Consider the following 12,156-nt stretch of genomic DNA (forward strand, 5'->3'; position numbering starts at 1 on the left):
CATGTTTCATTATTTTTTAAAACGATAAGGTACCGTTGTAACGATTACGTTTTTACGGTAAAGCAAATGTGCTTTTAACAGCAGACTGGACTGATTATGAAGGATGTTTTGCCAGCTTTTTTTCGTGATGAACTGCGGAATAACAACCGTAATAGCCATATTATTTTCACGGGCTTTTTCTTCAGCCATATCGATGAATCGAAACAGCGGACGCACAAGACTGCGGTATTGAGAATGAAACGTAACAATACGAATATCAGGCTGCCACTTTTCCCACTTCTCTTCCATTCTCTTTTCGCTTTCTCGGTCAAAAGCAACGTGCACCGCAATAACGGTATCACCAATCGTTCTTGCATAGTTCAATGAATTTTCCACTACCTTTGTCATTCCTGCTACAGGAACAATGACCACACTTCCTTCAAGCTTTCCAATCTTTTCTCCTTGCTTAATACGAAGCTGCTCTCCTACCGCTTCATAATGCGTATGAATGCGATGAAAAATATAAACGATAACCGGTAAGAAAACGAGCACGGACCATACTTGTGAAAACTTCGTTGTAAACAAAATGATTAGCACCGTTAAGGTAATGAGGGCACCAATTAAGTTAATGGTTAGCTTTCCTTGCCAGCCGGCCGGCTTTTCTCTAAGCCATTTGACAATCATGCCTGTTTGAGAAAGCGTAAATGGAATGAACACTCCAACTGCATAAAGAGGAATTAATTGTTCCGTCGCTCCTTTAAAGGCGACAAGTAAGACAATAGAAGCAATTCCAAGGGTCACAATTCCATTTGAATAGCCTAGTCGATCGCCGCGAATTTGAAACATTCTTGGCATGTATTTATCAGACGATAAGTTTACGGCAAGCAAAGGGAAAGCTGAAAAACCTGTATTCGCCGCTAGCACTAAAATCAGAGCTGTGGTACCTTGAATAAAATAATAAAATCCATTTCGTCCAAATACACTCGATGCAATTTGTGATACAACCGTTTCATCTGCTTTTGGAGAAATGCCAAGCCAATAAGCTAAAAACGTGATGCCAGAAAATAAAACGGCTAAAATACCGCCCATCAGCATTAATGTATGAACAGCATTTTTTGCACCTGGATCTTTAAAGTTAGGCACTGCATTTGAAATAGCTTCTACACCAGTCAATGCCGAACAGCCTGATGAAAAAGCTTTTAATAATAAAAACAAACTAATACCTGGCACCACGGTACCGAGAGATGTATGAAGCTCAGGTGAAACTTGACCTGTCACTATTTTGAAGAAGCCCACCGCTATTAACAAAATAAGAGCAATAACAAATAAATAAACCGGATAAGCTAAGACAGAAGCGGATTCTGTTACACCTCGTAAATTTAAAACCGTAATAAAAATCACCAGCAAACACGCAATTACTACGTTATAGTGATGCAGCGTTGGAAAAGCCGAAGTTAAAGCATCGGTTCCTGCTGAAACACTCACGGCAACTGTTAAAATATAATCTACTAACAGTGATCCCCCAGCGATAAGTCCAGGATTTTCTCCTAAATTGGTTTTCGAAACAATATAAGCTCCTCCGCCTTGCGGATACGCATAAATAATTTGACGATATGAAAGAATTAAAGCCGTCAGCAGCACCAATACCCCAATCGCAATTGGAATCGAATACCAATAGGCAAGCACGCCCACTGTTGCAAGGACAATCAAAATCTGTTCTGTTCCATAAGCCACTGAAGATAAGGCATCTGATGATAAAATAGCCAGCGCTTTAAGCTTACTAAGCTTTTGATCGCCTAACTCTTTTGTTTTGAGCGGCTTTCCAATCAATAATCTCTTGAGAACTGAATAGTTCACGTAATTTCCCTCCGATGATTGCTTAGCTACTATTCACTGTTCGTTGCTAAGCTCCGTTACAAGTTCATGAATAAGTGATATTATCCCTAAAAAATACCTTTTTATGTTAAAAAAGCGCACAAAAAAAACACTAAGGGTTCTCAGCGTTTTTACACAGCTTAAACCTCCTCTCCAAAACGCTTATGGGGTTAGCTGTCGGATTCGGGCTATGAGAGTAGCCCTACCTTTTAAAAAAAAGGATTCACCCCAAGTGACAATGCACAAATTTGGGTCCCCCACTTCTGACGAATTAAGCGATAACAGGTCAATATAATTTTCGGTTAAAGAGTATGATCGATAACATGTTTCTTTCATAACTATCCTTTGTTCTTAGATAATATACTCCCGTACAAATGGTTTGTAAAGCATTATTTTACGTAAACGATAAAATAGTACTTAAGGCGCTTTTAAGGGGAAAACAAAAGGCCTTCTGCCTGCTTACAGAAGACCTGCTTTCTTTAACTTTTTGCTTTTAAAACGGCTGCTAGCTTGTTTTTCGTTTGAGGACCATAAATGCCATCTACATCATAAGGAAGATACACAAGCTGAAAACGTCTGACTGCATCTTTCGTTTGTACTCCATATATTCCGTCTACTGACCCTACTTTAAAACTAACCGCGTTTAATGCTCTTTGAAGCTGTTTCACTGCTTCTCCAGAATCGCCTTGTTTTAAAATTCCATTGGGAAGTGGATATTGTTCAGAAGGTGGTGTTGGAGTAGGTGTTGGTGAAGTTCCTGAAGGAATAACAATTGTTTTTCCAACCTGTAGTGTTAAAGGATCAGAAAGCCCTGTATTCGCTTCTTGAAGCTCCTGTACTGTTATGCCGTACTTCTGTGCAATACTGTACAGCGTATCTCCTTGCTTAATTGTATACGTTTTTTCACCTGGTTCAGAAGGTGATGGATTTGGTGTCGGTGTTGGAGATGGCGATGGATTTGGAACTGCACGACGAGGTAAATTTAAATATACGGCAATTCCTTTTGCATACGATTCACCCATGCTTTTTAAAAAAGCTTCATTTTGAAGAAGTGCTGCATCGGCGCTCCTATCAATAAAAGCTATTTCAGTTAGTACTGCAGGCATATTTGTTAAGCGAAGCACCGCATAATTGGCCGATTTTCGTCCACGATTCGGATGATTATACGACAGCAGCGTTGGCTGTACTTGCCCGTGCACAATCGATTGAAACGTTTTACTAGCATTGCTAGCGCTTCTATAAACATAATCTTCGTATCCTGTTCCTCCACCGGCATTTACGTGAATAGACATAAATGCATCTGCCCCCCACGAATTAGCTTGAGAAGCGCGCTGAGATAACGATAAAAAAGTATCTGTGGTACGGGTGGTTTTAATCGTAAAGTCACTGTAAGTGCTATTTAAATAGCTTATTAAATATTGTTGAATTTTTAACACTAAGTTTTTTTCATACAGTCCATTCGCTCCAACTGCTCCTGCATCTGCCCCACCATGTCCTGCATCAAGATAAATTTTTTTCATATTACTTGTCCCTCCTTATTGTTAACATATGCATGAGGGAAAAAAGTGCTACGTATACTAGCCTACTTAGTGAAAAATTACTAAAAAAGGAGATTGAGACATAACGAAATCACTTCAAACTCAAAACGAACAAATGGGATAAATGCGCTAGTATGGATGGCTTGTTACATCGCTGTTGAATTCCGTGCAAGGCTTCGCTTTCCGCGGGGGGGCTGGTGAGCCTCCTCGTCGCGTTCGCTACTGCGGAGTCTCACCTATTCCGCTTTTCCCCCAGGAGTCTTCGCCTGCCCTCCAATCAACTTCTAGAAGCAACTAAATAGATGAAATCTACGTTCATCCTACCAATAAAAAAATCCGCACAATTCATCGTGCGGTTCCCTCCTCCTAACATACTTTTGGTCCAGATTCTATTCTGGTTGATTAAATAGATCAGGAGGGTCTATTATTTATAACGTTAGGACCTATTTAAAAAGCAGAACGCCTACAACAATGAGAATAATCCAAATTGGAATGCTTATCAATATCCCTATCACTAAACCTTTAAAGAAATTTCCTTCTTTCATTTTTATTACATTCCTCTCCAACAGTATTTTCTAACGATACTATGATTGGCTGAAAACTCTCTGAAGTTATACTGAAATACAGTGCAGAGTGAACACATAAACAATCTCACTATCTGTTATACACTACTTTTACTTATAGATTCAATGAGACAAAAAGCTCATCCTTTTTGATTCATGTAAACAAATTCTTTCTTGTATGTAACAAAACAATAAAAAAGCTCCCTGTAAATTATACGACAGGCAGCTTTTTTATAAACAAGCTATATTATTCAATTTACGTATGTAGAATGTTATTTATTCATTGTGAAAAACAAAAAAGTCGGAGAGAACGTACAAACGATCTCTCCGACTTTTAAAAATTAATATTGGCTCATGTATTGGTCACGTTCCCAAGGATGAACTTGTGTACGGAACATATCCCACTCGATTTCTTTCGCTTCAACGAAGTGCTCTGCTAAGTGTTCACCTAATGCAGAAACCATCACTTCGTTTGATTGGAAGCTATCTAAAGCTTGAGCTAATGTTGCAGGTAAATCTACGATACCTTCTTCAACACGCTCTTCTTTTGTCATTACATAGATATTACGATCAATAGGTTTTGGAGCTTCAAGATTGTTCTTGATTCCATCTAAACCAGCTTTTAATAGAACAGCCATTGCTAAATATGGGTTAGCAGCTGGGTCTACGCTACGTACTTCAACACGAGTTCCTACGCCGCGAGAAGCTGGGATACGGATTAATGGGCTACGGTTGCGAGCAGACCATGCAACATAACAAGGAGCCTCATATCCAGGTACTAGACGCTTATAAGAGTTTACAGTAGGATTTGTTACTGCTGTAAAGCTGTGTGCGTGCTTGATGATACCTGCGATAAATTGACGAGCAGTATCACTTAGCTCTAGATTACCGTTCTCATCATAAAATGCGTTTTGGCCATCTTTGAATAACGAAACGTTACAGTGCATACCTGAACCGTTCACACCAAATAATGGTTTTGGCATAAATGTAGCATGTAAGCCATGTTTACGTGCAATTGTTTTTACAACAAGTTTGAACGTTTGGATATCATCACAAGCTTTTAATGCAGCAGCATATTTGAAGTCGATCTCGTGTTGTCCAGGAGCTACCTCATGGTGAGATGCTTCAATTTCAAAGCCCATTTCTTCAAGCTCTAATACGATGTCACGACGGCAGTTTTCACCAAGGTCAGTTGGCGCTAAGTCGAAGTAGCCACCTTTATCATTTAATTCTAATGTAGGTTCGCCTTTTTCGTCTAATTTGAATAAGAAGAACTCTGGCTCAGGTCCAAGGTTAAAATCAGTAAATCCTAACTCTTCCATCTCTTTTAACACACGTTTTAAGTTATTACGTGGATCGCCATCAAACGGAGTTCTATCTGCATTGTAGATGTCACAAATAAAACGTGCTACTTTACCTTTTTCAGATGTCCAAGGGAAAATAACAAATGTATCAATATCCGGGAATAGGTACATATCTGATTCTTCAATACGTACAAACCCTTCAATAGAAGAACCGTCAAACATCATTTTGTTGTCTAACGCTTTTTCTAATTGACTTACTGGAATTTCAACGTTTTTAATTGTTCCTAAAATGTCAGTGAACTGAAGACGAATATACTTTACATTCTCTTCTTGAACTTTGCGGAAAATATCTTCTTTTGTGTACTTTGCCATCGTGTGATCCTCCCCTAAATCTCTATATAATATTTATAATCTATACCCCTCATATACGAACGGCATAAATATTGATAACTTTATTAATGAAAGAACCTGGACATATCTCCTTGATTTAAAGTTGCTCGATTAAAACGGCCTGCTTGCATAAGTTCTGCACGAAGCATTTTTCGCAACTCATCGTCCGTTAATTCTGGCTTTGCTGTTTCTGCCACAACTTTTTCTTCTTGCTTATGCCCTTTTTGCTCCTTTTGAAGATGAAACAGCTGTTTTACACCTGCTAAGTTTACACCTTGTTCGATTAGATCGCGGATTTCAAGCAGCTTATCAACATCGTTAAATGAGAATAGTCGTCGATTTCCCTCTGTTCTTACCGGTGCAACTAATTCATGTTCTTCATAGTAGCGAATTTGGCGAGCAGACAACTCAGTTAACTGCATCACAATTCCAATCGGGAAAAGTGGCGTATTTCTTCGAATGTTGTCACTCATTTCAGTTCCTCCTTTGGATTAACTATTTACATTGTATGCTATGTTAGTTCACCTGTCAACCGAATGTTAGTAATTCTAACATAAATTTTTCTGAACATTTTTTCTATACAAATAAATAGCACTTCGTTTATTTTTATAGCTTATCTTTTTCCTTCTTAACGGGGAGAAATAATCTTTCTATCTTATAAAAGTTCTTTTGTCAGTAATTGATCTACCGCCATGCATATTGCTACTTTTACATGAGCATACGTTAATCCGCCCTGCACGTAAGCGACATAAGGCGGCCTGATAGGACCATCTGCCGTAAGCTCGAGGCTCGCTCCTTGTATAAACGTTCCTGCTGCCATAATCACATCATCTTCATACCCTGGCATATAAGCAGGATACGCCGTTACGTGTGAATTAATTGGCGAAGCGAATTGAATTGCCTGACAAAAAGCCACCATTTTATCGGGGTCATCAAACTGAACGGATTGAATTAAATCTGTTCGTTCACTGTCCCACTTCGGTTCACTTTGCATACCAAGCTCTTCAAACATAGCGGATGAGAAAACCGCTCCTTTTAAGGCTTGACCTACTACGTGCGGCGCCAAGAAGAACCCTTGATACATTTCTTGCAAGCTATACAGCGTCGCTCCAGCTTCTGCACCGATTCCAGGAGTTGTCATTCGGTATGAACAAGCTTCCACTAGGTCTTTTCGTCCTGCAATATAGCCACCGATTTTAGCGAGACCTCCACCAGGGTTCTTAATAAGCGACCCCGCCATCAAATCTGCTCCTACATGCGTTGGCTCGATTGTTTCTACAAATTCACCGTAGCAGTTGTCAACAAATACAACAACGTCAGGCTTAATGCTCTTTACAAACGAAATCATTTCTTTTATTTGAGCGACTGTAAAAGAAGGACGAATGCCGTACCCTTTTGAACGCTGAATGCCTATCATCTTTGTATGCTCATGAATAGACGCTTTCACTTCTTCAAAATCCACTTGACCTTCCTCAGTTAAATCTACTGATTTATAGCTAATGTTATATTCTTTTAAAGAACCTACACCGCTTCCTCGTATGCCAACGATTTCTTCAAGCGTGTCATAAGGCTTTCCGGTTATATATAATAGTTCATCTCCAGGACGCAGTACACCAAACAGCGAAATGCCGATTGCATGCGTGCCTGAAATAATTTGCGGACGCACTAGACATGCTTCTGTTCCAAAAACGTCCGCATATACTTTCTCCAACGTATCGCGGCCTAGATCGTCGTAGCCATACCCCGTTGTCGGATTAAAATGTGAATCACTCACTCGGTTTTGCTGAAAGCTTTGCAGCACTCGAAATTGATTTGCTTCAATACGCTCGTCAATTTTCTCATGTACGGGCTTAATCTGCTTTTCTACTTTTGCAGCAAGTTCCCGAATGCGTGCCCCGTTTTTTAACTGATCAAACATCATTTCTTTGTTCCTCAACTTTCTTCAAGCGTTTGTAGCTTTTTGTAAAGGGGATGCTCTTTTGCAATATACCCTTTGCACTGATACTTCTCAGTTTCTTCATTGAACTTTAACGACTCAAGAATAGAGACCGTTTTTAGTTCAGCGAGCATTTTTCCTTCATAAGCCGGCAGCAGCACATGAAAAAACGCCATTTCTTTTTTCATTTCTTCTTGAATTCTTTCCCCAAGCTTCACTAAATCCGTAGCTTTAAAAGCGCTCATTGATAACGATGTTGAAGCGGATGGGACAAATAGTTCATGCTGCATATCTTCTTTATTGTAAACTGTTAGCATCGGAATGTCCGTTACGTTCAGCTCTTCTAGTAAGCGATGCACTGTTTTTTCGTGGTTGTTGTAATCTGGATTAGATGAATCTACCACGTGCAGAACAAGGTCAGCTTCGGTTACTTCTTCAAGTGTTGAACGGAACGCGGCTACTAACGTTGTTGGAAGATCTTGAATAAATCCAACCGTATCCGTTAACAGCGCCGTTAATCCTGACGGAAGCGTATACTGTCTTGTCGTTGGATCAAGAGTTGCAAACAGCTGATTTTCTTCAAAAATACCAGCTTCTGTTAAGCGGTTAAAGATCGTCGATTTACCAGCGTTCGTATAGCCCACAATTGCAATTTGATAGACATGATTACGCTTACGTCTTTCTCGATAACGTTCGCGGTGACTTACCACTGTCTTTAACTGACGCTTAATTTCATCAATTTTACGGCGAATATGTCTGCGGTCACTTTCAAGTTTCGTTTCACCAGGACCTCTTGTTCCAATTCCGCCTCCAAGACGCGACAAAGCGGTACCTTGTCCTACTAACCTAGGCAGCAGATAATTTAATTGAGCAAGTTCCACCTGCATTTTTCCTTCTCGCGTTTGAGCACGCTGTGCGAAGATATCCAAAATCAGCTGCGTGCGGTCAATAACACGCGCAGATAACCCTGCTGACAAATTGCGGATTTGACTCGGTGACAATTCATCATTAAATACAATTAAATCAGGCTCTAACTCTTCTTCAAGAGCCACAAGTTCTTCTACTTTCCCTTTTCCAATATAAGTAGCTGGATGAATGCGATCGCGCTTTTGCGTTAACCTTACCAGCACTTCGCCTTTTGCAGTCTCAGTTAAAGATGCTAGCTCATCCATTGAATATTCAAAACGTTCGTCATCGTCATGAAGCTGACATCCGACTAAAATTACGCGTTCAAGTTCAGTATTCATTTCTGCTGTCAAAGATTTTTCCTTCCCTTACTATTAAATTGACAAATCATTCATATCATATCAAAAAAATCTCCATTTCTCCATCTTTGCAAAAGAGACAGAATACATTGTCTTTTACTAGTTTAACACCCTTTTTAAAATCTATAAAACGATGATTAAAAAAACATTGAAATATCACGAAATTCTGTATACAATTTGAATTGGTTTACTTATCGAAATTTGAATCAGGCTGCCTGATTTTAAAATAATAGTCGCTACTTGGTGAAAACAGAATAAAGGGGATAGCATCATGACTTGGGACGTACTTAGCATTATTGGAACGATTGCTTTTGCAATCAGCGGAGCTTTCATTGCGATGGAAGAGGAATATGATATTTTAGGCGTTTACATACTCGGAATCGTAACGGCTTTTGGCGGAGGAGCCATTCGAAACCTGCTTATCGGTGTACCGGTGTCTGCCCTTTGGGAACAAGGACTCTTTTTTCAAATTGCTTTATTATCTATCACTGCCACTTTTTTATTTCCAAACAATATCTTAAAACATTGGAAGCGATGGGGAAATTTTTCGGACGCCATTGGCCTTGCAGCATTCGCGATTCAAGGAGCGCTTTATGCCACTCATATGAACCATCCGCTTAGCGCGGTTATTGTAGCTGCGGTCTTAACAGGAAGCGGCGGGGGGATTATCCGAGATTTATTAGCACGCCGAAAGCCTACTGTTCTTAAAGATGAAATTTATGCCGTATGGGCGATTATCGCAGGATTTAGCGTAGGGCTCCATATTACAAACACGCCTGTAGAACTTTATACGTTATTTATCTTGCTTGTAGGCCTTCGGATGTGTTCATACATTTACAAATGGCGCCTGCCGATTAAAACGATTCGACAACCAAATATGTAGAAAAAAGCCTTTCATGACGAAAGGCTTTTTTTCACAGCTGAATATCGCTTGACGTTAAAGTTAAAAGCTCGTTACGTTCAAAGCTTTCTTCTTCTAAAAGCCTCATGGATTGAGTACGTATGGAACGTTCAATAATGTTTCGCACATATCGACCGTTACTAAAATCCCTAGGCGTCTGATTGTACTTCACGTCCATAAAATGATCTTTTAGCTTTTTATAGGCCTCTGTACTAAACTGATACTGCCTGTCATTCATCATGTGACCCGCAATGTCCATCAGTTCATTAACATCATAATCCGGAAAATCAAAAATAAACGGAAACCTAGAGCGCAGTCCTGGATTAAGACTTAAGAAATTTTCCATTTCTCTTGGATAACCAGCTAAAATCAATACAAACTTATCATTTGAATCTTCCATATGTTTGACCAATGTATCAATCGCTTCTTTTCCAAAATCTTTTTCTCCCCCTCTTGCAAGAGAATAAGCCTCATCGATAAATAAAATACCTCCAAGCGCTTTTTTTACAAGATCTCTCGTTTTCTGAGCGGTATGACCAATGTATTCTCCAACTAAATCTGCACGCTCTGCTTCAATTAAATGTCCTTTAGACAAGATGTTCATATTCAAAAATAATTTACCCAGCAGGCGGGCTACCGTCGTTTTCCCTGTTCCTGGATTTCCTTTAAACATCATATGCAGCGCCTGCTTTCCCGCTTTTAAGCCCTGTTCCTCTCTTTTTTTGTTAATATATAGCCACGCATATATTTCTTTTATCATTTTTTTCAATTCTTCCATTCCAACCAGTCCGCTCATTTCTCGTTCAATTTCCCGAAGCGGCTCATGATTTATCACAGCTTTTTTGGCAGGACGCGGAATTGATGTCGTATACGATTTTTCCTTTTTTGTTTCATTATTTAAAATGATATTAATTTGCCCATTATTTTTAAGAGTTATCGGCTGTTCCACCATGTTCACCTCTCGTTTCATCCCACTTCTCTGTATCGCATAGCTGCATGCGATGAACGATACGAAGACAATGATCTCTTATTACCGAAGAAATAATCGTCTATTATAAGGTTTATGTTCAATGAGTAAAAACAATGTTAAGAAACTTTTCTAAGCCTTTATTTACATAAAAAAAGCATCCGAATATGCGGATGCTTCTCTTTAATCTCTATTCAAGTTCTACTGTAATATTTTTATTTGGTACAAATGTCGAAATCGCATGTTTATAAATCAGCTGCTGTTTTCCTTCAGATTCAATTAGCACAGTAAAATTATCAAATCCTTTAATTAGTCCTCTTAATTGAAAACCATTTAAAAGAAATACCGTCACATAGATATTTTCTTTACGTAATTGATTTAAAAATTGATCTTGAATATTAACTGATTGTTTCATTATTCGGCCTCCTCGTTTCTCTATCTGTTTACTTAATTCGCTTCTTTCTTCAGCTTTCCTGCAATATATGTAAAAATTTCAGCAAACTTTTCGGGAAATTTGTCAACTTCCATCTCTATCCATTTTACAGGCATTTTATTTCGAAACCATGTTAACTGACGCTTTGCATATCTGCGTGAATTTTGTTTCAACTGTTCAACGGCTTCTTCGAGCGTACAGCGTCCCTCAAAATAAGCATAAAGCTCTTTGTAGCCGATAGCTTGAATTGATTGTACATCATGCAGACCACTTTCGTACAATGATTTGACTTCCTCAAGCAGTCCAGCCTGCATCATCATATCGACTCGGTGATTAATTCTCTCATATAATACGTCTCGATCCATTGTAAGTCCAATAATGGTTACATCGTATAATAACTCTTGCGACTGTTCTTTTGTATAGTCACTGAATTTTTTGCCGGTTACTTCATAAACTTCAAGCGCTCGAATTACACGGCGATGGTTATTTTTATGAATAGCAGCCGCACTGTCTGGGTCAATTTCTTTGAGCTTCTCATACAGGGGATCAATGCCATGAGCTTTAATAAATACTTCCATTCGTTCACGAACTTTTTCATCACTAGGCGTTTCTGTGAACTGATAATCATAAATAACGGATTGAATATAAAGACCCGTCCCTCCAACAATCATCGGCATTTTTCCTTTAGCATGAATATCATCGATTTGTTTTCTTACAATCTCTTGAAATTCTGCCACAGAAAACGATTCATCCGGCTCCTTAATATCGATCAGGTAATGGGGAACACCCTGCATCTCTTCTTCTGACACCTTTGCTGTTCCGATATCCATCCCTTTATAAATTTGCATCGAATCACCTGAAATAATTTCTCCGTCTAACTGTTTGGCAAGTTCAATGCTTAATTTTGTTTTACCAACCGCAGTTGGTCCAATAATGACAATAAGTTTTGGTTTCTCTCCCGTCATAACAACACTACTTTCATCTATAGGCATTCACATCATTCCA

General features: G+C 39.1%; 10 protein-coding genes and 1 riboswitch. Of the genes, 1 reads left to right on the forward strand and 9 read right to left on the reverse strand.

From position 1 onward, the window contains the following. Window positions 1-9: 9 nt before the first annotated feature. From LJY09_RS20220 to hflX, 6 genes are all read right to left on the reverse strand, one after another. The gene (locus tag LJY09_RS20220; RefSeq protein WP_028411372.1) at window positions 10-1,836 is read right to left on the reverse strand and encodes an APC family permease; all 1,827 of its coding nucleotides are present in this window, start codon (window positions 1,834-1,836) and stop codon (window positions 10-12) included. Between the two features lie 162 nt (window positions 1,837-1,998). Continuing rightward, a riboswitch (cyclic di-AMP (ydaO/yuaA leader) is annotated at window positions 1,999-2,142 on the reverse strand. A gap of 191 nt (window positions 2,143-2,333) precedes the next feature. After that, complete coding sequence (locus tag LJY09_RS20225; RefSeq protein ID WP_028411373.1) at window positions 2,334-3,374, reverse strand: N-acetylmuramoyl-L-alanine amidase; 1,041 nt, start codon at window positions 3,372-3,374, stop codon at window positions 2,334-2,336. A 922-nt stretch (window positions 3,375-4,296) separates the two neighbouring features. Further along, entirely contained in the window at window positions 4,297-5,631 is a 1,335-nt protein-coding gene (gene glnA, locus LJY09_RS20230; protein WP_013084732.1) for a type I glutamate--ammonia ligase, read from the reverse strand. Between the two features lie 83 nt (window positions 5,632-5,714). Then, window positions 5,715-6,122 carry a MerR family transcriptional regulator gene (locus LJY09_RS20235; RefSeq protein ID WP_014458504.1) on the reverse strand — a complete coding sequence of 136 codons (408 nt, stop codon included), beginning with the start codon at window positions 6,120-6,122 and terminating at the stop codon, window positions 5,715-5,717. Window positions 6,123-6,304: 182 nt separating this feature from the next. Continuing rightward, window positions 6,305-7,567, reverse strand: a complete 1,263-nt coding sequence (locus LJY09_RS20240; RefSeq protein ID WP_028411374.1) for a methionine gamma-lyase family protein — start codon at window positions 7,565-7,567, stop codon at window positions 6,305-6,307. 14 nt (window positions 7,568-7,581) lie between these two features. Next, entirely contained in the window at window positions 7,582-8,844 is a 1,263-nt protein-coding gene (gene hflX, locus LJY09_RS20245) for a GTPase HflX (protein WP_016765352.1), read from the reverse strand. Between the two features lie 277 nt (window positions 8,845-9,121). On the opposite strand from hflX, the gene LJY09_RS20250 reads away from it, so the two are divergent. After that, a complete protein-coding gene (locus tag LJY09_RS20250) occupies window positions 9,122-9,733 on the forward strand; it encodes a trimeric intracellular cation channel family protein (protein ID WP_013058789.1) in 612 nt (203 codons plus the stop codon). Between the two features lie 31 nt (window positions 9,734-9,764). On the opposite strand, the gene spoVK is transcribed toward LJY09_RS20250, so the two are convergent. The 3 genes from spoVK to miaA form a co-directional block, all read right to left on the reverse strand. After that, window positions 9,765-10,703 carry a stage V sporulation protein K gene (gene spoVK / locus LJY09_RS20255; RefSeq protein ID WP_223546698.1) on the reverse strand — a complete coding sequence of 313 codons (939 nt, stop codon included), beginning with the start codon at window positions 10,701-10,703 and terminating at the stop codon, window positions 9,765-9,767. Between the two features lie 205 nt (window positions 10,704-10,908). Continuing rightward, the gene (gene hfq / locus LJY09_RS20260) at window positions 10,909-11,133 is read right to left on the reverse strand and encodes an RNA chaperone Hfq (protein ID WP_013058791.1); all 225 of its coding nucleotides are present in this window, start codon (window positions 11,131-11,133) and stop codon (window positions 10,909-10,911) included. Window positions 11,134-11,165: 32 nt separating this feature from the next. Further along, a complete protein-coding gene (gene miaA / locus LJY09_RS20265; RefSeq protein WP_098112974.1) occupies window positions 11,166-12,116 on the reverse strand; it encodes a tRNA (adenosine(37)-N6)-dimethylallyltransferase MiaA in 951 nt (316 codons plus the stop codon). Window positions 12,117-12,156: the final 40 nt, after the last annotated feature.

It is taken from the genome of Priestia sp. J2 (assembly GCF_020790095.1).
Taxonomy (GTDB): Bacteria; Bacillota; Bacilli; order Bacillales; family Bacillaceae_H; genus Priestia; species Priestia zanthoxyli.

Excerpts from the sequence above, each read along its gene's own strand:
- LJY09_RS20235 (WP_014458504.1), bottom strand. The coding sequence starts at position 6,122 with ATGAGTGACAACATTCGAAGAAATACGCCACTTTTCCCGATTGGAATT.
- hfq (WP_013058791.1), bottom strand. The coding sequence starts at position 11,133 with ATGAAACAATCAGTTAATATTCAAGATCAATTTTTAAATCAATTACGT.
- LJY09_RS20240 (WP_028411374.1), bottom strand. The coding sequence starts at position 7,567 with ATGTTTGATCAGTTAAAAAACGGGGCACGCATTCGGGAACTTGCTGCA.
- LJY09_RS20225 (WP_028411373.1), bottom strand. The coding sequence starts at position 3,374 with ATGAAAAAAATTTATCTTGATGCAGGACATGGTGGGGCAGATGCAGGA.
- LJY09_RS20250 (WP_013058789.1), top strand. The coding sequence starts at position 9,122 with ATGACTTGGGACGTACTTAGCATTATTGGAACGATTGCTTTTGCAATC.
- glnA (WP_013084732.1), bottom strand. The coding sequence starts at position 5,631 with ATGGCAAAGTACACAAAAGAAGATATTTTCCGCAAAGTTCAAGAAGAG.
- spoVK (WP_223546698.1), bottom strand. The coding sequence starts at position 10,703 with ATGGTGGAACAGCCGATAACTCTTAAAAATAATGGGCAAATTAATATC.
- miaA (WP_098112974.1), bottom strand. The coding sequence starts at position 12,116 with ATGACGGGAGAGAAACCAAAACTTATTGTCATTATTGGACCAACTGCG.